Below are 24308 nucleotides of genomic sequence, written 5' to 3'. Positions count from 1 at the left end.
AGGTGACTGGGTAATACTGCCGCTTTGACATTGAAACTGATTAACTTTTTTCACGTTTCTTGTTAAAGTAGTTCATGGTTTCACCAAATCGTGAACTTTTTTCTTTTGGGCTTGGCAAATGGTAAAATTATTTTATGCTTGAAATCCGCCACCTTCAATTATTGACCGCACTACGTGAGCAAGGCTCGCTTGCTGCCGCGGCTGAGGACTTGTATGTCACGGCATCAGCAGTCTCCCATCAGCTCAAAGAAATCGAAAATTATTATGGTGTTAGCCTCGTCAATCGCCGCTCAAGACCACTAAGCTTTACCCCGGCGGGCAAAGAAGTACTCAAGCTTGCCGACAGTGTGCTACCGCAATTTAATCGTACCACCGCCAACCTTAAAAGACTGGGTCGTGGTCAAACGGGACAATTACGTTTGGCCTCGGAATGTCATAGCTGTTTTGATTGGTTGATGCCTATTCTTAATCGTTATCGCAGGGAATGGCAAGACGTTGAGCTGGACTTTAGCTCAGGCTTTGAACCTGAGCCCCACCAAATGCTACTCGATGAAGAAATTGATGTGCTTATCACAGCCAGTCGCTTACCCTTGGAGGGAATCAGCTATCTGCCGTTATTCCAATATGAAAGTCGGTTGGTGTTGTCACCGACGCACCCATTAGTCGATAAAAAATCGCCGATTTTGCCAGAAGATTTGATTGATGAAACGCTTATCGTCTATCCTGTGGAAGCCAAGCGGCTCGATATCATCGCGCATTTTTTTGCGCCTGCAGGACTTGCGCCCAAGAAACTAAGAACCACAGAATTGACCGCCATGTTAATTCAGCTAGTTGCGAGCGAACGAGGGGTTGCCTCATTACCGAATTGGGTGGTCAATGAATACGAAAAAAAAGGCTGGGTAATATCAAGGGCATTGGGGGAAGGTGTGTTTTGCCAGCTTTATGCGGCGACCCGTACCACAAGTAAAGAGGTGGCTTATATTCAAGGGTTTTTAGATTTACTGCCAGAGATTACCCATAAACCGATATTACCAGCCCATCATCGAGCCTAATCGATTAAACCTAACCGATTAAAAATGCTGGATGTGATGTTACAACACCACTATTATGTTGATGAATGCCACACCCAAATTACATATCAACATACGCCAACAAAAGACACGCCAATAAAAGCCAAATCGAGGTCACCCAAACAAAGTAGAATGGAATTACTTTGAAGCCAAGTTAACCTCTTCAGGTGAGATATGCGTTGTTGCTAATACTGTTGGCTCATCGTATTCAACTTTTTCAGTGACCAATTCTTCATGGCGCAGTGTCACAGGAATTTGCGTTTCATGACTGACATTTTGGGTCATTAACTGCACTTTTTCCGCCACAATGGTTTCAATATTTACTTTAGCTATTTGTTGAAGTAGAGGAACCTCAATCGGGGTATCGCCTAAAGTAATCGCTTGCCCATTCACCATCAACTGTGGCACATTGACATTATTAGTAACCACGCTAACTAAATTATCATGAGGCGCGTTAGCCTGGGAAAATACATGTTCAATCACTAACACTTCTTGATTGAGTGTCACAGGAACGTTAACCGTTTGGCTGATGATTTTTTTTGATAATTTAATATTGTCTTTGACAAATCGCTCAATTTGCACTCGGGGGCGTTCAGCTAATAGCTCTAAAGTGTTGGTGGTATCTTCACGAAGATCAACGGTTTTGACAATGTTATCATGAGTATGGGTATCATAGGTGTTTGGTTCAGTAGTATTCATCATCGGGTTTTTCATTGAGTGTTTTCCATTGCAAAGTTATTGTTCCAAAATCCTGTAATAATATATAACAATCACAAAAAAGACAGATGAAATCATCTGCCTTTTTCAAGCCAATGGCAACACCGTTGGCAGAAGTTAAGCTTTATAGTAATTAATTCTAATGATATTAATTATCAAAGTTTACGGGGCGCATTTGGATCGATTGCAGGTGATACATTACCATCGATGGTATCAACACCCGTTACACGCTCAACGCCATCTTTTTGTACATCTAACTCTTCACGGCGAACGGTTTCATTAAAGGTCTCAGTGCGAGTTTGTGCCACTTTATCTACGTTAACTTCTTCAGTGACATAAGTTTGTTTGTTGACATTTGCACGTTCTGCTTCAAGTTCAACCTCAATAGTGGCATTGTCATTATCACCGATGCTGCGGTCAGTAGGTTTATTAACTGGTGTACGCTGGATATGCGCTTGTTCTTCAGTTAACTCAACGTTGACAGTGCGTGGCTCAGACACAACGTGTTTACCAACTTTTAGTAAACCTGCTACGATTTTGTCCTTATTGACTGAAATGCGTTCTTCAAGTAACTGTAATGTATTAGGTGATTGGTAATCGTTATCAGTAAGCTTAACAGGTGTGGCAGCACGGTCAAATACGTGACGGTCACGAACCGTTTGTTCTTCAATACTGTAGTTGTAGTCAGGATCGTAGCTATCCATTGTTTCAACAGTATCTCGGCTGAGCGAATCAAAGTATACATTGTCGTCTTGAATACGAGCTAGACCCGCGGGTACTAAAACTTCTTTCGAGCTAAACCAGCCACCTACATCAACAATGAAATAGCGAATACGGCCTGTGCTCTCATCAACTAAAGCACCTTGAATACTACCCACTTTGTCGCCATTGGCGCCATAAGCGGTTTTACCAGTTGGATCAAAATAATCGTTACCTAAAAGGTCAACGTGGGTATCTTGGATATCGCGTAAACGTATTAAACTTGCCATGGAAAAATCTCCTTTAGATATCTTATTGTTTATTTTTTATTAAGGTAGTTAAGTTAAAAACTAAATAAATATAAGATAGTTTTTTATAGTTAAATGAAAATTGTTATAATAAAATTTTTAAAATTCAACAAATTAAATCTTTCATCATTGATGGATTGTTGAATTCGCCGATGATAAGAGTTATGAAAAAATTCGTAAACTTTATCGTTCGACTTGCAAACAAGATTACTGAAAAAAGCTCCCATTAAGTAGTAGGATTTGATAAATTTTTGTTTAGAGGGTGTAATTGGCAGTTGTCTTAAGTAACTTTTGCAACCAAGCGTAAAAAAAATTGGCTTTTAGCAATAAATTAAAAACATAGAAAAAAGTCGGGTAGAGCACTTAGCGCGAAACACCATTGCCCACCCAATAAGGCGTTATAAAAGATAAGTAATAAAAAATAATGAGTTATCAACATATATATTAGGTGATTTTCGATGACAAAATATCAGGGCAAAATAACCCGCTGGCAAGATGACAAAGGCTTTGGGTTTATTGAGCGGACGGATAACAATTTACAAAACTCAGCCATCTTTTTTCATATCAGCGAATACCGAGCGAACCAACGTCCTGTGCTTAATGAAGCGGTAGTTTTTGAAATAGGGCAAGGCAGAGATGGCAAACCCTGCGCTGTCAACGTGCAGCAACAGACGTTTGTCAGACAAAAAGTTGCCCAACAAAATGCCCGGCAAGTTCGTCAAGCTCAAAACGGCCTTAAAAATCAAACATTACTTACGTGGGTGGCTATTGGGGTGCTGTTTTTTGTGTTACTGACCGCTGTTGTGCTGGTTAAGCACTTACCCTTATGGATTATAGGTTGGTATTTTGCAATGAGTTTAGCGACCTATCTGCTGTACGCGCATGATAAAAAAGCTGCGCAAAATGGTGATTGGCGCGTGCAAGAAGCGTCACTCCATAAATTAGCTTTTGCTGGGGGTTGGGTAGGGGCGGCGTTTGCCCATTGGTTATTGCGCCATAAATCAACCAAGCCAGAATTTCGTAGGGCTTTTTACTTAACAGTGATCGGGAATCTCTTAGCTTTGGCAATCATAAGTTATATCAACCTAAAAATCAAATGATTGCTTGATAGATTGATGGTTATAGGTCGATTGTTGAGCAAAAAAAATCCCTAATCTAGCTTAGGGATTTTTTTTGCATAAGACAATTAGATTAATTCAATGGCTAAGGCAACGGCTTCACCGCCACCGATACATAGGCTAGCAATGCCTTTTTTACCACCTGTGCGTTTGAGTGAGTTGATGAGTGTGACTACGATACGCGCACCGGATGCTCCGACGGGATGACCTAATGCACAAGCACCGCCTTCGATATTAACTTTAGCATGATCAAGGTCATTTTCTTGCATAGCAAGCATGGTTACCATGGCGAATGCTTCATTGATTTCCCAAAGATCAACGTCTTCTTTGCTCCAGCCAGCTTTTGCTAAAACTTTTTTCACACACTCGATGGGTGCGATGGTAAATTCGCTTGGGTGTTGTGAGTGAGTGGCTTGGGCAACGATACGTGCAAGTGGTTTTAAGCCTTTTTCTTTGGCTTTGTCTTCTGACATCAATACAACGGCGGCTGCCCCATCAGAGATTGAGCTTGAGTTAGCGGCAGTGACTGTACCATCTTTTGAGAACGCGGGTTTTAAGGTTGGGATTTTGTCTACATTGGCTTTACCGGGTTGTTCGTCCGTGTCAATGACTACATCGCCTTTACGAGTTTTGACAGTAACCGGAACGATTTCGTTTTTGAAGTGACCTTCATTGATGGCGGTGTTGGCGCGTTTTAGCGATTCGATAGCAAATGCATCCATCGCCTCACGTGTGATACCCCGTTTATCTGCCATTTCTTGCGCAAATGCACCCATTAACTTGCCGGTATCAGCATCTTTAAGACCATCTAAGAACATGGTGTCTTTGATCTCGCCATCTCCCATGCGATAACCACCACGTGCCTTTGGTAGCACATAAGGGGCGTTGGTCATTGATTCCATACCACCTGCTACCACGATATCAAACTCACCACTACGAATTGAGTTGGCACCTAGCATAATGGCTTTCATACCAGAACCACAAAGTTTGTTGACATTGACTGCGCCTGTGGCATCTGGGATACCTGCTTTACGCATCGCTTGACGCGCTGGGCTTTGACCTGCACCTGCGGTTAAGATACAACCCATGATAACTTCGTCAATCTCTTCTGGTTTTACGCCAGCACGGTTAACGGCTTCTTTAATGACGGTTGCACCAAGCTCTGGCATTGATACTTCGTTCAAATCACCTTGGAATCCACCCATTGGGGTGCGAACGCCATCTACGATTACGACTGAATTTTCCATATTAAATTTCCTTTGAGTTAGGGTTTCTGTTGTCACAAGCAAACTACGACCTAAATCACTAGGGTCTATAAACAGGGTTGTAAACGGCAACCATGCCAATCACAATAGATGTTTTAAGTTTTGCTAATGCGATACATTTCATATTATCATAGTTAAAATGTAAATTAAACTACTGAAAACACTGTAAAATATACCAATTAAGTCTACCTAAATTTTACTGCATTAACTCATCCAACCGAATGCGCACCACCTTATCTGTCACGGTATCTAACGCTTCGATTTTAGCAATCGCTTCATTCATATTGCGCTCAACAACGGGGTCAACCATAATAATGATTGGCAAATCAGTGCTAGTATCATCATGCGCTGGCTGTTGCAAAATTGCATCAATACTAATTTTAGACTCACTTAAAATGCGGGTAACTTCTGCTAGTACACCCAAATCATCTTTGACTTGTAGGCGCAGATAGTAGCCTGTGATCATTTCATCGCTCGATAAAATACGTGTGTTATTGAGTGTCTCAGGCTGGAACGCCAAATGTGGCACCAAATTGGCAGTTGAATCATTGGTCTCTGCAAGGGCGCGTACCATGTCCACCACATCTGCCATCACGGCTGATGCAGTTGCCCCTGCGCCGGCACCCGAACCGTAATACAAGGTTTGTCCAACAGGCTCTGCGTCAACCATGATGGCATTTTTTACCCCATTCACATTGGCAAGTAACACCTGTTTTGGAATCAAAGTCGGATGTACACGTAATTCAATACCTTCTTCGCCACTGTCTAAAATACGACGTTTGGCAAACCCTAAATGCTTGATACGGTAGCCAAGCTCGTTGGCATAACGCACATCTTGCTTGGTGATTTTGGTAATGCCTTCACAGTAAACTTTGTCAAATTGTAGTGGGATACCAAACGCAATTGACGCAAGTAGCGTTAATTTATGCGCAGCATCAATCCCCTCGACGTCAAATGTCGGATCGGCTTCGGCATAACCCAGCGCTTGGGCTTCAGCGAGGACATCTGCAAAGTCCCGCTTTTTATCGCGCATTTCAGTCATGATAAAGTTGCCTGTACCATTGATGATACCTGCAAGCCAATCGATTTTGTTGGCAGCTAAGCCTTCACGTAAGATTTTGATAATCGGAATACCACCTGCAACCGCGGCTTCATACGCCACTTTGACGCCCTTGGCCTCCGCCTTGGCAAAAACCTCATTGCCATGTTCTGCTAGTAAGGCTTTGTTGGCAGTCACAATATGTTTGCCATGCTCGATTGCTGCTAAAATCACCTCTTTAGCCGTGGTCGTACCGCCCATCAATTCCACCACAATATCCACATCATCTTGCTGAACGATATCAAGCAAATCGGCAGATTGTTTGATGTCTGTTGGAATATCGGTACGTTTGCGACGCGTGCCTACGTGGGTAATTTTAATCTCACGTCCTGTGCGACGCGTCATTTCATCAAGGTTATTTTGTAGTAGTTCAACCACCCCAGTACCCACAGTACCAAGCCCTAAAATCGCTAATTGAATAGGTCGATTATTCATAAAAAAAATTCTCAAATGTCAAAAATATAAAAATAAAAGTTTAAAAGTTGGCTAGCTAAATATACCATGCTAACTTGTGATTGGTAAGGTATAAAATCCAATTGCCCAAAAAAATTAAAATAAAAAAACCAGCGAGTGATGACTAGCTGGTTTGTATCCCATCCGGGGTTAACTTATTTGAGGTTGAGCGCCTGTGCCAATTCAGCCGGTGGCACATAACCGCCAAGTTGATGACCTTCTGTGTCAAACACGGCTGGGGTGCCATTGATACCCAAGTTCGCACCTAACTCATAAATTTTACGTACGGGGTTACTGCAAGTCGGTGCGTTGATAGGCAGGCCCAATTTGGCATCGGTTAAGGCTTTTTTGCGGTCACTGCTACACCAGATTTTTTCCATGATGGGCATGGTCTGTTCACTACGTGGCCAAGGTAGATAGCGCACTTCGATACCCAGTGCATTTACTTCATCAATTTCACTGTGGAATTTACGGCAATAACCACAATCTGCATCGGTAAACACATAGATTGCTGCTTTCGTCTGCCCCTTAGCAGGGAAGATAATCATGTCTTTTTTATCAATGGTGGCAAGGCTGGCTTTCGCATCTTGCGCTTGCAAGTTCGCTGAGATGTGCTCAGGTTTGGCACCACCGACTTTGATGATATCCCCTTGTACCACATATTGACCTGTCGCATCGGTGAAAAATGCCGGTAAACCTTCGGCTTTGACCCAATAGATGTTTGGCATACTCGTCGCTGTCACCGAGGTGATTTTGGCGGTGATACCTGATTTGGCTAAATTCGCCGCTAGCAGTTGCTGTAGCTGTGATTCATTTTTTGCCGCGGGGGCTGAGCTGTTAGTCGCTTCAAGTTTCTGAGTTTCAGACTTGGCGGGTGTGCGCGATTGGGCATTATCACAGCCTGCCAAACCAACCATGCCAGCCACGGTGATGACACTGGTAATTAAACGGGTAGCTAATGAGGTTTTAGAACGATAAGTTGCAAAACGAATGAGCATGAGAAAACCCACAGAACGTTAATATAGGTTTTTATTTTACCATATTGTTATGGCGTATGAGCGCTACCCCTGTCAACTTATTGTTAATAATCTATCAGGTCTACTAGGTCGGGGCTCACATTTTTGCCCGTTCCAATCTTTCTGCTCGTCTCAATCTTTCCGCTTGTTTCAATCTTTTGGTGCGCTAAAAGCAACCGGCTCAAAGCCAAGTTCTATTAATGGATTAAAAGGTTGTTTAACAAAGTTTGCTTAACTAGGTTTTTTAAAAAAATTCAGCGTTTAAGCAAATAACTTTTGATAAGTTGCAATACAATTTAAACATTGTGTTTGAATGACAAATTTGTAAACTAATAAATCGTCAGCTAGTTATAACTATTATTATTTTTTCATCTTTTACTATTTTTTAGGAATTTATCATGGCAATTGCTAGTTTGTTAACCTTACTCGATGATATTAGCGTCATCCTAGATGATGTATCGGTGATGACAAAAGTCGCTGCCAAAAAAACGGCGGGCGTGTTGGGCGATGATTTGGCACTTAACGCCAATCAAGTGTCAGGGGTAAAAGCCGATCGCGAGTTGCCTGTGGTGTGGAGTGTCGCCAAGGGTTCTTTAGTCAATAAAGCGATTTTGGTGCCGCTGGCTTTAATTATTAGTGCAATTTCGCAAGCCTTGGTGACCGGGTTATTGATGATTGGTGGTTTATATCTGTGTTATGAAGGGGCAGAAAAAGTGGTGCACAAATTTTGGCCCCACTCTGGTAGTAATGACCCTGAGCAAGCCGAGCGGGTAGCAGCCAATGCCGATGAAAGTGTGGATTTGGTGGCGCATGAAAAAGAGAAAATCAAAGGGGCAGTGCGAACGGACTTTATTTTATCGGCTGAAATCATTGTGATTTCCCTCGGCACCATTGCGGCAACGGTGCCTTTACTAGATAAAGCGATAACACTGGTAGTAATTTCACTCATCATGACAGTGGGTGTGTATGGCTTTGTAGCTATGATTGTCAAGATAGATGATTTAGGGCTGCACTTGCAGCAAAAGTCGTCATCAGCGGCACAAAGTATAGGTAAGGCGTTATTAGCCTTTGCGCCTATTTTGATGAAAGTGCTATCAATCGCCGGTACTTTGGCGATGTTCTTGGTGGGTGGTGGTATTTTGGCACATGGCGTTGGCGCGTTACATCATGGAATTGAACATTTAGGTGACTTGTCAGGGGCGTTTTCAGGCTTAACCACCAACCTATTAAATGCACTGGTTGGTTTGATAGCAGGTTTAGTGGTAGTTGCGATCATGACAGTCATCTCAAAAATTCGTAACAAGCCTGCCCATTAAACAAGCCCGCCAATTCATTGTATCTAAAATTTGTAGCTAAAATAAAAAAGCAGTTCATGTTGAACTGCTTTTTTATTGCTATACGTGCACGCAAACACGATTGACTTACTGATTGTGCTGCGGCGCTTCCGATTCATCGTGAGAGGGCGCCAATTCAGTTTGGGCGGTGGTCGTTGATTTTTTAGTGACAACCACGGCATTTTCCACCTTTTTACTGGTACGCGTTTTGGGTTTGGCTGCTGGTTTTTCGCTCGCCTTAGCTTTCCGCGTACGGGTTTTTGGTGCTTTTGGGGTTGCCAAGGTCAGCATACCAACGGTTGCCGGTTTCATTTGTTCTGCCACACTTTCAATCATGTTCTTATAACTTACCGGTGTGGTTTTACGTTTTTGCGCAGCTGCTTCTGCGCTATCTTCTACGTCCGTTTGTTCAAGCGCTTCGGTGCCAGTGTTATGGTCTAATGCGGATTCATCCGCTGTTGGCACTGAGTCAACGTCCTGATTCACTATAGCATCATCCGCTATTGTTGTCGCAGAGACTGGCTCGGTTGGTCGGTTAGCGACTGGCGCATTGTGTGCTTGCAAGTAAGCTTCGACCAATTTACCTTGCTCAATCAACGCATGACCTTTATCGCCCAAACGCGCCACAATCCATGCGCCTACGCTACCTGCTTGATAGGACAGATGGTTTTGGTTAGGCGACGCTGATTGAGTTGAGGCTGCTTCTACTTGACCTGTAACGCTGCCAGTTTCGGAGTTAGGCTCAGCAACTGACGGGTTTGAGTCAGTCGGCGCTTGAGTGACAGCAGTATTAACCAAAGAACCGCGTGGGTCATTGATGGCGCGTTTAGTTACCGCTGGTAGTGCAGCGTCAGTTTTGCCTGCTTGGCGTTGGAACTGATTGGCTGGCAAAATGGCCGTATGATAATCATCCAAATTTTGCGCGGATAGACTGGCATAGCCATAATTTCTAAAGTACTGCCCAAAACGCTGTTGTTCAGCCACTATGACATTATCTTTTGCGGGGGTAGTGGTAGTAGCAGCTTGATGATTAAAAGCATCGATGGCTTGGATAAAGCAGCTAACCACGCTGTCGGTTGCCATTTTTTCAGCGGCATTATCTAAGTACTGGTTAATAAACTGACTCACCGTACCTGAAATTTTTGTCACCGAAGTGCTCACTACAGAGGCAACTGGGCTAAATTGCGCTTGATAAGCCTTATAGACTTCGCGTGGGTCATTTTTGGCACGGCCTTGGCTCGGTGTCACTGCCAGCTGTGCTGTGGTTGGTTCAGCTGATGGCGCAGATGGTGTCGATGCTTTAGCAAGCTCGGCTACCTCGTCATTGGACACTGTAACGTTGCTAGGGTTAACTGGCGTCTCAATTGCCTGTTCGGGCATCGAAGCTGATGCTATTGGCTGCGCCTCAGGTTTTGCAATTTCCCCTTTGCTGGCATCTAGCGAGAGATGCGTTGTTTCAACCGCAGCTATAGGTTGTTGTTGTTCAGTTTTAAATACTTGAACTTGCACACTGTTGGGGTCACGTTGTTTGGTGCCTTTCGGTTTTTCTGCTCTGGATTGGTTGTTTTTTCTACCATCGACAGGGGCAACAGCGGTATCAGTCGCTGTCACATCATTGACTACAGCCGCGTTACTATCTTCATTCGCTAGTGTTGGACGACGTTCTTTGACCCCGCGGCTGTCACGGCGACTATTCGGCTCGCGTTTTGGCAGCTCACTAGTTTTAGCAGTTTTTGACGCATCGTTTGACTTGTCTTTATTACTGTCAGTGTCCTGTGATGAAACTTCCGTCTCACTCGTTTCAGATTGATAACGGTTTGGTTTTTTAGCCTTTGGTTTGCGGTTACCACGTTTACGGCGCTCAGCATCTTTATCGCTTGATTCAGCCGTGGCCGAAGGTTGTTGAGACGCTTCTTGATAAGGATTGGCGCTAGTTTCATTGGTGTTAGCTGTCACCGCAGGGATGCTTGCCGTCAATGCCGCGTAATTGATTTGACCTTGCACCCCCAAGCTTTGCGCGCCGGTATTGACAAGACTTTCAATCGCCGAAGCAGCATCTTGACCACTAAAGTGTGGGGTGACTTGGGCTTGCTGGGTAGGGGCAAACAAGTTCGATAGCCAAGCGACTGCAGAAGTTGCAGGGACAGTGGCAGCCGGCTGCACGGGTTGTGGCGCGGCAGCTTTGGGGGCAGTCGTATTGTTGGCAGTTTGCTGAGATTTGTTGGATGGCGTTGCAGGGTTAGGCGTGGTATTGGCGGCGTTGCTAGCATTACTCCAGGCATTATGATTACCTGTCGGCGCTACACGGCTGACTTCATTGTCATCGGTGTGCCAGTTGCTCGTATCGTAGCCACGGTCTTTATATTCTTGTTGTTGGCTTTCGGCGACACGCTCATAGCTCGATGGCGCGAACCCATCACTGTTATAAGTGATATTAAACTCGGGGGATTCAAGATGCGCATGCGGCAAGATGGTAATGCGCGTACCACTTTCTTGCTCAAGACAGACGAGCGTTTCACGTTTTTCGTTGAGTAAAAATGCCGCGATGTCGGTTGGCACTTCGGCTTGTATTTCGCCATGACGCTCTTGTAGCGCCCGTTGTTCGATTTGACGCATGATTGACAAAGCAAGTGAACGCAAGTCACGAATCATACCGGTACCGTGACAACGGGGGCAGAGGTAACCTGTGGCTTCTTCAAGTGACGGACGCAAGCGTTGACGACTCATTTCAAGTAGTCCAAAACGTGAAATTTCAGCGAATTGGATACGCGCGCGGTCGTTTTTGGTGGCTTCTTTGAGACGACTTTCCACTTGTTTTTGGTGGTCATCGGTTGCCATGTCAATAAAGTCAATAACAATCAAACCACCCATATCACGCAGGCGTAATTGACGGGCGATTTCATCTGCTGCTTCTAAATTGGTATTAAACGCCGTTTCTGAGACATCCGCGCCTTTGGTGGCTTTTGATGAGTTGATATCAATCGATACGAGGGCTTCAGTTTGGTCAATCACAATCGAACCGCCGCTTGGCAAACGTACTTCACGTTGGTAGGCGGTTTCGATTTGTTTTTCAATCCCAAAACGGGCAAACATCGGCTCATAGTCAGTGTATTTGCGCAGTTTATTCGCTTGCTGCGGCATCACCGCTTCAATAAAATTCGCCGCTTCATTATAGGCGTATTCATTGTCGACCCAAATTTCCGTGATATCATCACGCAAGTAGTCGCGTACGGCACGGGTGACTACGCCAGCTTCTTGGTGCAACAGGCGAGGTGAGGGAAATTTTTGGCTTTGTTGTTGGATGCCTTTCCAAATGTTTAATAAATGGTCAAGGTCTTGTTGTAATTCATCCGTGGTTTTACCAATCCCTGCGGTACGGATGATAACGCTCATGCCTTTGGGTAGTCTTAGATCACTTAACGCTTGCTTCATCTCATCGCGCAACTTACCAGAGATTTGGCGAGAGATACCGCCGCCACGCGCATTGTTGGGCATCAATACCAAATAACGACCCGCCAATGAAATCAAAGTAGATAACGCAGCGCCTTTGTTACCACGTTCTTCTTTTTCCACCTGAACGATGAGTTCATCGCCTTCTTTAATCAGTTGTTTGATGTTAGTGGTAGAGCGAGGGTCGCCTGCTAGATACTCTGGGGCGATTTCACGAATCGGTAAAAAACCTTGACGTTGTGAACCGTATTCCACAAATACCGCTTCAAGCGATGGCTCGACACGGGTCACATGACCTTTATAAATATTGGCTTTTTTTTGCTCGCGGGTACGGTTTTCTAAATCGAAATCATACAAATGATTGCCATTGCACAGGGCAACACGGATTTCTTCAGCGTGGGTAGCATTGATGAGGATGCGTTTCATGTGTTTTCTCCTAAACACACAAAACATACGAGTGTCGATAAATGTTGCTATCAAACATTACTATCAAATATTAGGCGAAACAACGTCAAACAGTCTTGACTATACTCGCTGATACCAAGCGCAAGTGGCTTGACAACGCTTGATAACAAGGTTTGTTGTTCACCAAAAATTGCATGATTAAGTTGGATTATTCCCATAGCGAGGTTGTAAGCCTGTTATGTAAATATAGCCGTCATGCTGGATTGGGGTTATAGCCCAAAACAATGTGTGTTTTAGGACAAATGAATGAACCCTTTTTCCCTATTGGTCAAAAAGTGTTAGCGTTAGTTTTCGCTTTAAATGGCAAGCCTGATAAGTTAGGTTTTACAAAGGCGTGGGCAATTTAAAATGGTAAATCGTCCAAAACCGTAAACGTTTATCTCAAAATCGCAACTACTGAGTTCATTTACCTAGGCGCATAATACGCTAATCGTTACCAGCAGTTTTGTGGTTGTAAGGCACAAAACCCACCATTTATCTGTTATCTCTATACATCACTAATCTTTACAAACTATTTGAACATGTTTTCAAATGACAATTATCTTCGTTACTCGTATGTCGTGTGCTGATATTGATTAAAATCAGTCTTAAAATCTATAAATATTGGCAGTCTAGTGCGCCCTATCGTAAGTCATACCGCCATGAATAAATTTCGGCTGTATGGGCGACAGCAAAAGCGACAGTTTAATTATCCCGCATACACTCCATTGTAAAGAAGTTTAACAGGGTCCAGTCGAATTGATGGCGCGAATTCATAGCGGCACAGGCACTAAACTGCTAAACTATAGCAAATTTTTATGTAAACGGCTATCAAAATATGACAGAGCACTCGCAGTCTCCCAAACGTCCTGCCCATCCTAACAAAAAACGCGACACCCCATCGCAGCAATCGGCTCATCAACACCCCAAACGCACGCCCAGCAAACAACCGCCGAGCAAACAACCGCAGTCTGCAGATGATGATATTTTAGATTTTGCTAAAGTCAATTACTTGACCGTCACGCGCCAGCAGCATGACCAACGTGTTGATAATTTTTTGTTGGGTCGTCTTAAAGGACTGCCGCGCTCACACGTCTATAACATGATTCGTTCTGACGAAATCCGTGTCAATGGCAAACGCTGTAAACCCCACGATAAACTGCAGCGTAATGACGTGGTGCGCATTGCACCCATCAAGCTTGCCACGCGTGAAAAACCCGTGATTAGCCCTGACTTTGCCCAGAGTTTGCTTGAGCGCATTGTGTATGAAGATGAGGGTTTAATCGTACTCAACAAGCCATCGGGTATGGCAGTGCATGGCGGCAGTGGCGAGAGTTTTGGCGTGATTGAAGCGATGCGAGAAGCAACGGGTAAAAAATACCTTGAGTTGGTACACCGCATTGACAAAGATACCTCTGGCTTACTGATGATTGCCAAAAAACGCTCAACCCTTAAAACTTTACAAGAGCATTTGCGAGAAAAAACCTTGCAAAAAACCTATCTGTGTTTGGTGGTAGGTTGGATAAGTAGCGAAACACAAACCATTGATAAACCGCTATTAAAATACACGTTGCCTGCCACACAAGAAGGCAAAAGCGGTGAACGCCGTGTCAAAGTAGATGTAAAATCCGAAGATAGCAAGCCAAGCCAAACCCAAATTAAAGTGTTGCAAAAATTCGAGTTAAATGGTCAAAAAGTCAGCTTAATTGAAGCCAAACCGCTCACAGGGCGTACCCACCAAATTCGGGTGCATTTGGCGAGTATCGGGCATCCGTTATTGGGTGATGATAAATACAATCCGAATGTAGCTAAAGGCGATAAAAGCGTGCGCCGCTTGTGCTTGCATGCTTATCAGCTTGCTATTCCAGAATATGAGGTGATTACAGCCGAATTGCCAGACGATATGCAAAATTTGATAGAGAATCAACATGATTAACATGAAAAACAAATCGCTAATCATTTTCGATTGGGATGGCACGCTGATGGATTCGGTTGGCTTAATCGTCGCTGCCATGCGCTATGCCGCTGAAAAGCACGGTTTAACCGTCACCGATGACGCGACAAAATCCATTATCGGCATTGCACTCGTAGATGCGTTTCCGATGCTTTTCCCCAATGACAGTGATAAATATGATGAACTTTTAGCGACTTACTCAGAATATTACGTTAAACATTGCGACAATGACAAACTGTTTGAAGGTATTAAAGAATTGATTCAAGATTTACACGCACAAGGTAAAACCTTAGCGATTGCCACAGGGAAAAAACGAAAAGGTCTGCAGCGCGTACTACCCAATTCTGGCATTCAAGCGTTTTTTACAGTCACCAAAACCGCTGACGAAACCGCAGGCAAGCCAAATCCCTTAATGCTTGAGCAAATTTTGGTAGAAACAGGCACAAGAATTGAAGACGCTGTTTTTATCGGTGATAGTATTCATGACATTCGTATGGCAAATGCAATACAGATGGATAGCATTGCTGTAAGTTATGGCTGTGAAAAAGCTGACGTTTTGGCAAAAGAACATCCAACCAGGCTTGTTGCAACAATCAATGAACTAAAACAACAGCTAATTTAGTTTAGCTTTGTGCAGATAACTAACTTCGAGTAGAATAACGGCAATTAAAAATTTTAAAAAGCTGTTTACAATGACCGAAGAACTACTCATCAACATCAGTCCATCTGAGAGCCGAGTCGCGGTGCTCGAAGATGGAATACTGAACGAAATCTTTATCGAACGCCATAGCAAACTTGGCTCAGTGGGCAATATCTACCTTGGCACAGTGGTGCGCGTACTGCCAGGCATGCAGGCGGCGTTTATCGATATTGGGCAATCGCGTACCGCGTTTTTGCACGTCAATGATATGCAGACCCTGCGTCCTAAGCTCTCAGCCATTGAACCGCCCAAACCGCAAAACCCCGCAATTGACAACACCTTAGACCCTGACACCACTACGCTTGCGATGACCACAACCACCTATCAGCCACCGCCTAGCGAGTTGATAGAGAACCGCTTGTATGAAGGACAGCGTATCTTGGTGCAAGTGATTAAAGACCAATTAGGCAGTAAAGGCGCACGACTGACGACGGATGTGTCATTGCCTTCGCGTTATTTGGTGTACTTGCCGTATGGTGAACATATCGGCATCTCACAGCGGATTGATGGCGATGAGCGAGAGCGGTTAAAAACACAGCTTGGCGAGCTGATGCACCAAGTCAAACTACAAGGCGGATTGATTGCCCGTACCGCTGCCGAAAATATCCCGCAATCCAAACTTGAAGAAGATATTTATTATCTATTGCAGCTTTGGCGTATGGTACAAGCCCGCCGTGAACAAACGCCGACCCATCGCCGTTTTGAGCTAATTTATCAGGATTTGTCGCTACCTTTGCGCGCGATTCGAGATTTGATTGGTGAGCAGACTGAAAGGGTGACGGTCGATAACGCCCGAGTGTTTGACGCTATTCGTCATTTTGCCAAAGAATTTGTCCCTGCCATTTTCCCACGTATTCAATTGTATGAAGGCGAGCAGGCGTTATTTGATGTTCACCGCGTTGAAGATGATTTAAAAGATGCGCTCAATCGCCGTGTTAATCTCAAATCAGGCGGTTATCTTATCATCGACCAAACCGAAGCCATGACCACCATTGATGTCAATACAGGCTCATTTGTCGGAGGGCGTTCCCTTGAAGATACGGTGTATAAAACCAATCTTGAAGCCACCCACGCCATCGCCCGTCAGCTGCGACTGCGTAATTTGGGCGGGATTATCATTCTTGACTTTATCGATATGCAAGAGCAACAACACCGCGATGAGGTATTAGCAAGCCTGCAAGAACAGCTCAAACGCGATTATGCCAAAACCAACATCAGCCAAGTCTCAGCGCTTGGGCTGATAGAGATGACTCGTAAACGCACGCGTGAGAGCCTACAACAACAGCTTTGCGAGCCGTGTCCAACCTGTGGCGGTAAAGGCTTTGTCAAAAGCGCCGAAACCGTGTGTTTGGAGATTTTTAGAGAACTCATGCGCTGCGCCAGAACCTACAACGCCCCTAAGAAATTTACCGTGGTCGCAAATAGCGGGGTAATTGATTTGCTTGAAACCATTGAAGCGGATACGGTGGCAGAGATGGAATATTTGCTGGGTCGTCCGATTAACTTAGAAAGTGATAACCGTTTTAATCAAGAACAATATGATATTTTGCTAGATTAGCCTATTGCTTTTACCCAAAAAATCGGTATAATACAGCCCACTTAACTTATTGCAGGGCGACGAAGATGATTCGTCAATTCATAAAAGAATAAGCCCTTTAATACAGTCGCTCCATTGATTGCGACACGAAATTAAAAAATACAGTTTCACCGACTATTAATAATGCTATCTATGTATTGCAAGTTAGTAGTTTGAGTGGGACTGAAATTTTTTTATTTTCAAAAAGTGCCTGTCAAAAACAGGTAAAAAATGCAAGTTAGGTGTTTACTCAATAACAGCTTAACACCCAACGCAAATTAACCCATATCAAACTTTATATTAGGAGCTTACTGGCATGGCTAACCAGAAAATCCGTATCAGACTTAAATCTTTTGACCATCGTCTGATTGACCAATCAGCTCAAGAGATTGTTGATACCGCAAAACGCACAGGTGCACAAGTTCGTGGTCCAGTACCGCTACCAACTCGCATTGAACGCTTCAACATCTTAACCTCACCACACGTGAACAAAGATGCCCGTGACCAATACGAAATCCGCACATTCAAACGTATGGTAGATATCGTTCAGCCTACTGACAAAACAGTCGATGCACTGATGAAGTTAGATTTGGCGGCGGGTGTTGATGTACAAATCGCATTAGGCTAACCCCTTAGGTTTCATCCTTAGGACTCAGACCTATATTGAATAACAGTAAAAATTAAGAGGTTAACAACATGGCGATCGGTTTAGTCGGAAAAAAATGCGGCATGACTCGTATCTTCACAGAAGCAGGTATTTCAATTCCTGTAACTGTTGTTGAAGTTACTGCCAACCGTATCTCTCAAATCAAAACACAAGACACAGACGGCTACCAAGCTATCCAAGTAACAACTGGTGAACGTCGTGATTCTCGTGTTAATGCAGCTCAAAAAGGTCACTTTGCAAAAGCTGGCGTTGCTGCAGGTCGTGGCACTTGGGAATTTCGCGTCGAAGACAGCGAACTTGAAGGCCGCGAAGCAGGTAGTGAAATCGCTGCTGACTTGTTCCAAGTAGGTCAAATCGTTGACGTAATTGGTACCAGCAAAGGTAAAGGTTTCCAAGGTGGTATCAAACGCCACAACTTCCGTTCACAAGATTGGACACATGGTAACTCAGTATCTCACCGCGTTGTGGGTTCTACAGGTCAAAACCAAACACCGGGTCGTGTATTTAAAGGCAAAAAAATGCCAGGTCAAATGGGTAACAAACGTGTGACCGTACAAGGCTTAGAAGTGATTTCAGTTGATGCTGAAAAAGGTATCCTAGTTATCAAGGGTGCAATTCCTGGTGCCAACGGTGGCGACGTTTTAGTACGTCCATCAGTTAAAGCTTAATCAAGGGGATTAACGTGAATCTAAATACAGTAACAGGTTCGGCGGTTGAGCTATCAGACGTAGCATTTGGTCGTGAATTCAACGAAGCACTTGTACACCAAGTAGTTACCGCTTATTTAGCGGGTGGTCGTCAAGGTAGCCGTGCTCAAAAAACGCGTGGTGAAGTATCTGGCGGTGGTAAAAAACCATGGCGTCAAAAAGGTACTGGCCGTGCACGTGCAGGTTCCATCCGTAGCCCAATTTGGGTCGGTGGTGGTCGCGCATTTGCAGCCAAACCACAAGATTGGTCACAAAAAGTGAACCGTAAAATGTACCGTGGTGCCATGCAATGCATTCTTGCTGAATTGATTCGTCAAGACCGTTTAGTATTGGTTGATGACATCAGCATCTCAGCACCAAAAACTAAAGAGCTTATCGCTAAACTTAAAGACTTAAATGCCCCTAAAGCATTAATCGTTACCAATGAAGTTGACGAAAATCTTTACTTAGCTGCTCGCAATATTCCATACGTCAGCGTACTAGGTAGCACTGAAGTTGATCCAGTCAGCCTAATTGCGTTTGACAAAGTCATCATGTCTGTCGCAGCCGCCAAAGAAATTGAGGGAGTGTTAGCATGAATAACGCAAGACTATATCAGGTACTAAAAGCACCTGTATTTTCAGAAAAATCTCAAATCTTGGGCGATACTTTAGGTGTGCAAGTGTTCAAAGTTGACACCAACGCGACAAAAAAAGAGATTAAAAAAGCCGTAGAATTAATGTTTGAAGGTGTTGAAGTAGTTAAAGTTAACACTTTGAATGTTAAAGGTAAGACAAAGCGATTTGGTCGCACGGTAGGTCGTCGTCAAGACTTCAAAAAAGCCTATGTGACCTTAAAAGCTGGTCAAGATGTTCAAGTAGCCGACGTAGCAGAACAACCTGCTGCTGACAACGAATAAGGATTACACAATGCCTATCGTAAAAGCCAAACCGACATCACCAGGTCGCCGATTTGTCGAGAAAGTGGTGCATCCACACCTTCATAAAGGTCGTCCTTATGCAGCATTAGTAGAGTCAAAAGGCAAAACTGGTGGTCGTAACAACAACGGTCGCATCACTACCCGTCATATCGGTGGTGGTCATAAACAGCATTACCGTGTTGTTGACTTCAAACGTAACAAAGACAATATTCCTGCTGTTGTAGAGCGTATTGAGTACGATCCAAACCGTACTGCACACATCGCATTACTTAAATATGCAGACGGTGAGCGTCGTTACATTATCGCACCAAAAAAATTGCAACAAGGCGATACCGTTATTTCTGGTGAAACTGCGCCAATTCGCCCAGGTAACTGCTTACCACTACGTAGCATTCCAGTGGGTACAGTGATTCACAATATCGAACTTAAAATCGGTAAAGGTGCACAGATCGCTCGTTCAGCAGGTGCTGCGGTTCAATTATTGGGTCGTGATGGTATCTATGCAATCGTTCGTTTACGTTCAGGCGAAACTCGTCGTATCCACGTAAATTGTCGTGCGGTTATCGGTGAAGTATCAAACACTGAAAATAACCTTAAATCATTGGGTAAAGCAGGTGCAAACCGCTGGCGTGGCGTTCGTCCTACCGTTCGTGGTACTGCAATGAACCCAGTTGACCATCCACACGGTGGTGGTGAAGGTCGTAACTTCGGTAAACACCCAACCAGCCCATGGGGTCAAAAGGCTAAAGGCCTTAAAACACGTTCTAACAAACGTACTGACCACATGATTATCCGCCGTCGTCGCGTCAATAAGAAATAAGGAATAATTTCATGCCTCGTTCATTGAAAAAAGGTCCATTCATCGATGCGCACTTGTTTGCCAAAGTTGAGAATGCGTTAGAAACTAACTCACGCAAACCAATCAAAACTTGGTCACGTCGCTCAATGATTTTGCCACAAATGGTCGGCTTAACTATTTCTGTTCATAACGGTCGTACACATGTACCTGTTATCGTAAACGAGCAAATGGTTGGTCATAAACTTGGTGAATTCGCCCCAACCCGTACATATCGTGGTCATGGCGTTGACAAGAAATCTAAGAAATAAGGTGCTCATCATGGAAGTAACTGCAAAATTACGCGGTGCCGCCATTTCGGCACAAAAAGTACGCTTAGTTGCTGACGAAGTTCGCGGCAAATCAATCGAGCGTGCATTAGATATCTTAACCTTTAGCAACAAAAAAGCCGCTAAATTGGTTAAAAAATGCTTAGAATCTGCGATTGCTAACGCTGAGCATAACAATGGTTTAGACATCGATACATTGCGTGTTTCTACCATTTATGTGGATGAAGGCATTACGTTAAAACGTGTTTTACCACGTGCCAAAGGTCGTGCTGACCGTATTAGCAAACGTACTTGCCACATCACAGTTAAGGTAGGAGCATAATATGGGACAGAAAGTTCATCCAATCGGCATCCGTCTTGGCGTAATCCGTAAATCAAACGCTAACTGGTATGCAGATCCAAAGAAATACTCTGAATACTTAATCAACGACTTACAAGTTCGTAAATATTTAGAGAAAAAGCTTAAAGCAGCGATGATCAGCGGTATTAGCATCGAACGTCCTACGGGCGCAGCTAAAATCACTATCGCCACGGCACGTCCTGGTATTATCATTGGTAAAAAAGGCGAAGATATTGAAAGCCTACAAAAAGAACTTACCAAATTAATGGGCGTACCAGCACAAGTTAGCATTGAAGAAATCACCCAACCAGACTTAGACGCACGTCTAGTGGCTGATGGTATTGCTTCACAACTTGAACGTCGTGTGATGTTCCGCCGTGCTATGAAACGTGCTGTTCAAAACAGTATGAAAGCTGGCGCACAAGGTATCAAAGTTGAGCTATCAGGTCGTCTTGGCGGTGCTGAGATTGCGCGCTCAGAGTGGTATCGTGAAGGTCGTGTACCTTTGCATACATTACGTGCTGACATTGACTACTCAAATGTACGCGCAGAAACCACTTACGGTACTATCGGTGTAAAAGTTTGGATTTTCCGTGGAGAAGTGCTTGATGGCATGAACCGTGTATATAATCCAGTCAAAGAAGAAAAACAAGCACGTGCACCTCAAAAACGTCGTGCTCGTAATGATCGTAGCGACCGCCCACGTAGTGAGCGCCCAGCTAAAGACAGAGGTTAATCGATATGTTACAACCAAAACGTACCAAGTTTCGTAAAGTACAAAAAGGACGTAATACGGGGTTAGCTCACCGTGGTAGTAGCGTATCTTTTGGTACAATCGGACTTAAATCAGTAGAACGTGGTCGCATGACTGCACGTCAAATCGAAGCTGCTCGTCGTACAATTTCACGTCGTATCAAGCGCGGTGGTAAAATTTGGATTCGTGTATTCCCAGACAAACCAATTACCGAAAAACCACTAGAAGTTCGTATGGGTAAAGGTAAAGGTCCAGTAGAATACTGGGTATGCGAAATCAAACCAGGCAAAATGCTTTATGAAATCGAAGGGGTTTCTGACGAGCTAGCAACTGAAGCGTTCACGCTTGCAGCTGCCAAGTTGCCTTTCAAAACCACCATTGTTAAACGGACGATAATGTAATGAAGATCAGTGAACTTAAAGACAAATCAGTCGAAGAGCTGACCCAATTACTAGACGAAAAACAGTTAGAAACATTTCGTCTTCGTATGGCAAAAGCCACTGGTCAGTTAGGCAACACCCATGAGATTAAAGCAAATCGTCGTACGATTGCTCAAATCAAGACTCTTATCTCTGAAAAACAGAACACCGAAAACCAAGGGGCTTAATCATGAGTGAGCAAAATACCAACCAAGCTAACGCTACTGAACAAAGTACAGTCACTGGTAAAGTTGTCAGTGACAAAATGGATAAAACCATTACTGTACTTGTTGAGCGTCGTATTCGTCATGCCAAATATGGCAAAATGATTCGCCGTTCTACCAAACTACATGCTCATGACGAAAACAATGAGTGTGGCGTTGGTGATACTGTTCGTATCAAATCAACACGTCCACTATCAAAAACCAAATCTTGGGTGTTAGTAGACGTCGTAGAAAAAGCAGTTAATATTTAATTTAACTTAAATAGATAGTTATAATTGCAAAGCAAGTCAGTAACTGCTACAATACGCCACCTTAAAAATGGCTTATTGTGGCAAAGACTTGTTTTGCCAATTTATGGAGTAACGCGATGATTCAGACTGAAACAATGCTGGAAGTTGCAGACAACAGTGGTGCAAAACGAGTTATGTGCATTAAAGTGCTAGGTGGCTCACATCGTCGTTATGCATCAGTAGGCGACATCATTAAAGTGACTGTGAAAGAAGCAATTCCACGCGGTCGTGTCAAGAAAGGTGATGTAATGAACGCGGTAGTCGTACGCACGAAGTTTGGTGTACGTCGTCCTGACGGTTCAGTACTACGTTTTGATGATAATGCAGCTGTGTTGTTGAACAACAATAAAGCACCAATTGCAACACGTATTTTTGGACCAGTAACCCGCGAACTACGTGGCGAACAATTTATGAAAATTGTTTCATTAGCCCCAGAAGTATTGTGAGGAAAACATGGCAAAATTACGTAAAGGCGACCAAGTGATTGTAATTGCTGGCAAAGATAAAGGCAAGCAAGGTACAATACTAGCAGTAAAAGAAGACCGTGTAAAAGTTGAAGGCATCAACATCGTTAAAAAACACCAAAAGCCAAACCAACAGACTGGCGTTGAAGGTGGTATTATCGAGAAAGAAGCATTTTTACACATTTCAAATGTTGCAATTTATAATGCAGCAACCCAAAAGGCAGATCGTATTTCTTACCAATTGAATGACGAAGGCAAAAAACAACGCGTTTATCGTTCATCTGGTGAAGTTGTGGCGACTGCATAACCATCTAAGGGTATCAGTAATGGCAAGACTTAAAACACAATATAACGAACAGCTTAAGCAAAAAATTCAGCAAGAGCTTGGTTTAGCCAACGTTATGGAAATCCCTAAAATCACCAAAATCACCCTAAACATGGGTGTGGGTGATGCAGCGCAAGACAAAAAAGTTCTTGAGGGCGCATTAGCGGATATGACGGCAATTGCCGGTCAAAAACCTGTAGTAACCAAAGCTCGCAAATCAGTTGCAGGCTTTAAAATCCGTGAAGAATGGCCAATCGGCTGTAAAGTAACGTTACGTGGCGAACAGATGTACGAATTTTTAGATCGTTTAATCTCAATCGCTATTCCACGTATTCGTGACTTCCGCGGGTTTACAGATAAAGCATTTGATGGCCGTGGTAACTATTCACTAGGTATCAAAGAGCAAATCGTTTTCCCTGAAGTTGACTTTGACAAAATCGACCGTATTCGTGGTTTAGACATTACTATTACGACTACCGCAAAAACTGATGATCAAGGTCGTGCATTGCTTAAAGCATTCGGCTTCCCATTCAAGGGCTAACAGCAAGGATAAGGCAATATGGCAAAGAAAAGTATGATTAATCGCGAATTTAAACGCGAAGCGACTGTTGCTAAATATGCTGAGAAGCGTGCAAAGCTTAAGGCAATTATCAGCGACATTAACGCAACTGATGAAGAACGTATGGACGCCATGCTGGCATTACAAGCACTGCCACGTGACGCTTCACCAGTACGTTTACGTAACCGTTGTGCATTGACAGGTCGTCCACATGGGTATTTCCGTAAATTTGGTCTTTCACGTAACATGATTCGTGAAAAAGTAATGCAAGGTGATGTACCTGGCGTTCATAAAGCAAGCTGGTAAGGGGAA

The 24308-nt window shown here is 43.8% G+C and carries 27 protein-coding genes; 21 read left to right on the top strand and 6 right to left on the bottom strand.

Annotation, left to right across the window (positions count from 1 at the left end; all coding sequences use genetic code 11):
- Positions 1-134 precede the first annotated feature (134 nt).
- Positions 135-1052 carry a LysR family transcriptional regulator gene (locus tag RTS10_RS04935; RefSeq protein WP_099808455.1) on the top strand — a complete coding sequence of 306 codons (918 nt, stop codon included), beginning with the start codon at positions 135-137 and terminating at the stop codon, positions 1050-1052.
- Between the two features lie 156 nt (positions 1053-1208).
- Here RTS10_RS04935 and RTS10_RS04930 read toward each other — a convergent pair whose 3' ends face one another.
- Both RTS10_RS04930 and RTS10_RS04925 read right to left on the bottom strand, forming a co-directional pair.
- On the bottom strand, positions 1209-1772 hold the full coding sequence (locus RTS10_RS04930) for a DUF2382 domain-containing protein (protein WP_312539461.1): 564 nt from the start codon (positions 1770-1772) through the stop codon (positions 1209-1211).
- 170 nt (positions 1773-1942) lie between these two features.
- Positions 1943-2776 carry a DUF2382 domain-containing protein gene (locus tag RTS10_RS04925; protein WP_312539460.1) on the bottom strand — a complete coding sequence of 278 codons (834 nt, stop codon included), beginning with the start codon at positions 2774-2776 and terminating at the stop codon, positions 1943-1945.
- A 476-nt stretch (positions 2777-3252) separates the two neighbouring features.
- Here RTS10_RS04925 and RTS10_RS04920 point away from each other — a divergent pair, with 476 nt between their 5' ends.
- Positions 3253-3894, top strand: a complete 642-nt coding sequence (locus RTS10_RS04920) for a DUF1294 domain-containing protein (RefSeq protein WP_312539459.1) — start codon at positions 3253-3255, stop codon at positions 3892-3894.
- 86 nt (positions 3895-3980) lie between these two features.
- Here RTS10_RS04920 and RTS10_RS04915 read toward each other — a convergent pair whose 3' ends face one another.
- From RTS10_RS04915 to RTS10_RS04905, 3 genes are all read right to left on the bottom strand, one after another.
- Positions 3981-5159, bottom strand: a complete 1179-nt coding sequence (locus RTS10_RS04915; protein ID WP_050324664.1) for a thiolase family protein — start codon at positions 5157-5159, stop codon at positions 3981-3983.
- Positions 5160-5373: 214 nt separating this feature from the next.
- Entirely contained in the window at positions 5374-6711 is a 1338-nt protein-coding gene (locus RTS10_RS04910) for a homoserine dehydrogenase (protein ID WP_312539458.1), read from the bottom strand.
- A 173-nt stretch (positions 6712-6884) separates the two neighbouring features.
- Positions 6885-7727 (bottom strand): DsbC family protein, encoded by an 843-nt coding sequence (locus RTS10_RS04905; RefSeq protein WP_312539457.1) that lies wholly within the window; start codon positions 7725-7727, stop codon positions 6885-6887.
- Positions 7728-8143: 416 nt separating this feature from the next.
- On the opposite strand from RTS10_RS04905, the gene RTS10_RS04900 reads away from it, so the two are divergent.
- Entirely contained in the window at positions 8144-9061 is a 918-nt protein-coding gene (locus tag RTS10_RS04900; protein ID WP_312539455.1) for a DUF808 domain-containing protein, read from the top strand.
- A gap of 105 nt (positions 9062-9166) precedes the next feature.
- On the opposite strand, the gene RTS10_RS04895 is transcribed toward RTS10_RS04900, so the two are convergent.
- Entirely contained in the window at positions 9167-12955 is a 3789-nt protein-coding gene (locus RTS10_RS04895) for an Rne/Rng family ribonuclease (protein WP_312539453.1), read from the bottom strand.
- A gap of 856 nt (positions 12956-13811) precedes the next feature.
- Between RTS10_RS04895 and RTS10_RS04890 the strand changes: the two genes are divergently transcribed.
- The 18 genes from RTS10_RS04890 (at position 13812) to rpsN (ending at position 24302) form a co-directional block, all read left to right on the top strand.
- A complete protein-coding gene (locus RTS10_RS04890; protein ID WP_312539452.1) occupies positions 13812-14909 on the top strand; it encodes an RluA family pseudouridine synthase in 1098 nt (365 codons plus the stop codon).
- Positions 14902-15549 carry an HAD family hydrolase gene (locus RTS10_RS04885; RefSeq protein ID WP_219331654.1) on the top strand — a complete coding sequence of 216 codons (648 nt, stop codon included), beginning with the start codon at positions 14902-14904 and terminating at the stop codon, positions 15547-15549. Before RTS10_RS04890 ends, RTS10_RS04885 begins: the two co-directional genes overlap by 8 nt.
- A gap of 70 nt (positions 15550-15619) precedes the next feature.
- Complete coding sequence (locus RTS10_RS04880) at positions 15620-17185, top strand: Rne/Rng family ribonuclease (RefSeq protein WP_312539450.1); 1566 nt, start codon at positions 15620-15622, stop codon at positions 17183-17185.
- A gap of 334 nt (positions 17186-17519) precedes the next feature.
- A complete protein-coding gene (gene rpsJ / locus RTS10_RS04875) occupies positions 17520-17831 on the top strand; it encodes a 30S ribosomal protein S10 (RefSeq protein ID WP_007115544.1) in 312 nt (103 codons plus the stop codon).
- A gap of 68 nt (positions 17832-17899) precedes the next feature.
- Positions 17900-18538 (top strand): 50S ribosomal protein L3, encoded by a 639-nt coding sequence (gene rplC / locus RTS10_RS04870; protein ID WP_312539448.1) that lies wholly within the window; start codon positions 17900-17902, stop codon positions 18536-18538.
- A 14-nt stretch (positions 18539-18552) separates the two neighbouring features.
- Positions 18553-19155, top strand: coding sequence for a 50S ribosomal protein L4 (gene rplD, locus RTS10_RS04865; protein WP_007115546.1), 603 nt, complete (start codon positions 18553-18555; stop codon positions 19153-19155).
- Positions 19152-19475 (top strand): 50S ribosomal protein L23, encoded by a 324-nt coding sequence (gene rplW, locus RTS10_RS04860; RefSeq protein ID WP_007115547.1) that lies wholly within the window; start codon positions 19152-19154, stop codon positions 19473-19475. Before rplD ends, rplW begins: the two co-directional genes overlap by 4 nt.
- A gap of 10 nt (positions 19476-19485) precedes the next feature.
- Positions 19486-20316, top strand: coding sequence for a 50S ribosomal protein L2 (gene rplB / locus RTS10_RS04855; RefSeq protein WP_007115548.1), 831 nt, complete (start codon positions 19486-19488; stop codon positions 20314-20316).
- 11 nt (positions 20317-20327) lie between these two features.
- Positions 20328-20603: a 30S ribosomal protein S19 gene (rpsS, locus tag RTS10_RS04850; RefSeq protein WP_007115549.1), complete on the top strand. Its 276-nt coding sequence runs from the start codon at positions 20328-20330 to the stop codon at positions 20601-20603.
- Between the two features lie 10 nt (positions 20604-20613).
- Positions 20614-20943, top strand: a complete 330-nt coding sequence (gene rplV, locus RTS10_RS04845) for a 50S ribosomal protein L22 (protein ID WP_007115550.1) — start codon at positions 20614-20616, stop codon at positions 20941-20943.
- Position 20944: 1 nt separating this feature from the next.
- Entirely contained in the window at positions 20945-21697 is a 753-nt protein-coding gene (gene rpsC / locus RTS10_RS04840) for a 30S ribosomal protein S3 (protein ID WP_007115551.1), read from the top strand.
- Between the two features lie 5 nt (positions 21698-21702).
- Positions 21703-22116, top strand: a complete 414-nt coding sequence (gene rplP, locus RTS10_RS04835) for a 50S ribosomal protein L16 (RefSeq protein WP_007115552.1) — start codon at positions 21703-21705, stop codon at positions 22114-22116.
- Positions 22116-22322 carry a 50S ribosomal protein L29 gene (gene rpmC / locus RTS10_RS04830; protein WP_007115553.1) on the top strand — a complete coding sequence of 69 codons (207 nt, stop codon included), beginning with the start codon at positions 22116-22118 and terminating at the stop codon, positions 22320-22322. Before rplP ends, rpmC begins: the two co-directional genes overlap by 1 nt.
- A gap of 2 nt (positions 22323-22324) precedes the next feature.
- Positions 22325-22609 carry a 30S ribosomal protein S17 gene (gene rpsQ / locus RTS10_RS04825; protein WP_007115554.1) on the top strand — a complete coding sequence of 95 codons (285 nt, stop codon included), beginning with the start codon at positions 22325-22327 and terminating at the stop codon, positions 22607-22609.
- A gap of 116 nt (positions 22610-22725) precedes the next feature.
- The gene (gene rplN, locus RTS10_RS04820) at positions 22726-23094 is read left to right on the top strand and encodes a 50S ribosomal protein L14 (protein WP_007115555.1); all 369 of its coding nucleotides are present in this window, start codon (positions 22726-22728) and stop codon (positions 23092-23094) included.
- 7 nt (positions 23095-23101) lie between these two features.
- On the top strand, positions 23102-23419 hold the full coding sequence (rplX, locus tag RTS10_RS04815; protein ID WP_007115556.1) for a 50S ribosomal protein L24: 318 nt from the start codon (positions 23102-23104) through the stop codon (positions 23417-23419).
- A gap of 19 nt (positions 23420-23438) precedes the next feature.
- Complete coding sequence (rplE, locus tag RTS10_RS04810; RefSeq protein ID WP_007115557.1) at positions 23439-23978, top strand: 50S ribosomal protein L5; 540 nt, start codon at positions 23439-23441, stop codon at positions 23976-23978.
- 18 nt (positions 23979-23996) lie between these two features.
- Positions 23997-24302 (top strand): 30S ribosomal protein S14, encoded by a 306-nt coding sequence (gene rpsN / locus RTS10_RS04805; protein ID WP_007115558.1) that lies wholly within the window; start codon positions 23997-23999, stop codon positions 24300-24302.
- The last annotated feature ends 6 nt before the right edge of the window (positions 24303-24308 follow it).

Source organism: Moraxella sp. CTOTU47616 (assembly GCF_032017465.1).
GTDB lineage: Bacteria > Pseudomonadota > Gammaproteobacteria > Pseudomonadales > Moraxellaceae > Faucicola > Faucicola tetraodonis.
The sequence above is the reverse complement of the archived record's forward strand: the minus strand, read 5'-3'. Positions and strand labels throughout refer to the sequence as shown.

Excerpts from the sequence above, each read along its gene's own strand:
- rpsJ (WP_007115544.1), top strand. The coding sequence starts at position 17,520 with ATGGCTAACCAGAAAATCCGTATCAGACTTAAATCTTTTGACCATCGT.
- rplE (WP_007115557.1), top strand. The coding sequence starts at position 23,439 with ATGGCAAGACTTAAAACACAATATAACGAACAGCTTAAGCAAAAAATT.
- RTS10_RS04885 (WP_219331654.1), top strand. The coding sequence starts at position 14,902 with ATGATTAACATGAAAAACAAATCGCTAATCATTTTCGATTGGGATGGC.
- RTS10_RS04905 (WP_312539457.1), bottom strand. The coding sequence starts at position 7,727 with ATGCTCATTCGTTTTGCAACTTATCGTTCTAAAACCTCATTAGCTACC.
- RTS10_RS04925 (WP_312539460.1), bottom strand. The coding sequence starts at position 2,776 with ATGGCAAGTTTAATACGTTTACGCGATATCCAAGATACCCACGTTGAC.
- rpmC (WP_007115553.1), top strand. The coding sequence starts at position 22,116 with ATGAAGATCAGTGAACTTAAAGACAAATCAGTCGAAGAGCTGACCCAA.
- rplC (WP_312539448.1), top strand. The coding sequence starts at position 17,900 with ATGGCGATCGGTTTAGTCGGAAAAAAATGCGGCATGACTCGTATCTTC.
- rpsC (WP_007115551.1), top strand. The coding sequence starts at position 20,945 with ATGGGACAGAAAGTTCATCCAATCGGCATCCGTCTTGGCGTAATCCGT.
- rplN (WP_007115555.1), top strand. The coding sequence starts at position 22,726 with ATGATTCAGACTGAAACAATGCTGGAAGTTGCAGACAACAGTGGTGCA.
- rplP (WP_007115552.1), top strand. The coding sequence starts at position 21,703 with ATGTTACAACCAAAACGTACCAAGTTTCGTAAAGTACAAAAAGGACGT.
- RTS10_RS04915 (WP_050324664.1), bottom strand. The coding sequence starts at position 5,159 with ATGGAAAATTCAGTCGTAATCGTAGATGGCGTTCGCACCCCAATGGGT.
- RTS10_RS04920 (WP_312539459.1), top strand. The coding sequence starts at position 3,253 with ATGACAAAATATCAGGGCAAAATAACCCGCTGGCAAGATGACAAAGGC.
- rplX (WP_007115556.1), top strand. The coding sequence starts at position 23,102 with ATGGCAAAATTACGTAAAGGCGACCAAGTGATTGTAATTGCTGGCAAA.
- rpsQ (WP_007115554.1), top strand. The coding sequence starts at position 22,325 with ATGAGTGAGCAAAATACCAACCAAGCTAACGCTACTGAACAAAGTACA.
- rplW (WP_007115547.1), top strand. The coding sequence starts at position 19,152 with ATGAATAACGCAAGACTATATCAGGTACTAAAAGCACCTGTATTTTCA.
- RTS10_RS04910 (WP_312539458.1), bottom strand. The coding sequence starts at position 6,711 with ATGAATAATCGACCTATTCAATTAGCGATTTTAGGGCTTGGTACTGTG.
- rpsN (WP_007115558.1), top strand. The coding sequence starts at position 23,997 with ATGGCAAAGAAAAGTATGATTAATCGCGAATTTAAACGCGAAGCGACT.
- rplV (WP_007115550.1), top strand. The coding sequence starts at position 20,614 with ATGGAAGTAACTGCAAAATTACGCGGTGCCGCCATTTCGGCACAAAAA.
- RTS10_RS04880 (WP_312539450.1), top strand. The coding sequence starts at position 15,620 with ATGACCGAAGAACTACTCATCAACATCAGTCCATCTGAGAGCCGAGTC.
- rplB (WP_007115548.1), top strand. The coding sequence starts at position 19,486 with ATGCCTATCGTAAAAGCCAAACCGACATCACCAGGTCGCCGATTTGTC.
- RTS10_RS04935 (WP_099808455.1), top strand. The coding sequence starts at position 135 with ATGCTTGAAATCCGCCACCTTCAATTATTGACCGCACTACGTGAGCAA.
- rpsS (WP_007115549.1), top strand. The coding sequence starts at position 20,328 with ATGCCTCGTTCATTGAAAAAAGGTCCATTCATCGATGCGCACTTGTTT.
- RTS10_RS04900 (WP_312539455.1), top strand. The coding sequence starts at position 8,144 with ATGGCAATTGCTAGTTTGTTAACCTTACTCGATGATATTAGCGTCATC.
- RTS10_RS04890 (WP_312539452.1), top strand. The coding sequence starts at position 13,812 with ATGACAGAGCACTCGCAGTCTCCCAAACGTCCTGCCCATCCTAACAAA.
- RTS10_RS04930 (WP_312539461.1), bottom strand. The coding sequence starts at position 1,772 with ATGATGAATACTACTGAACCAAACACCTATGATACCCATACTCATGAT.
- RTS10_RS04895 (WP_312539453.1), bottom strand. The coding sequence starts at position 12,955 with ATGAAACGCATCCTCATCAATGCTACCCACGCTGAAGAAATCCGTGTT.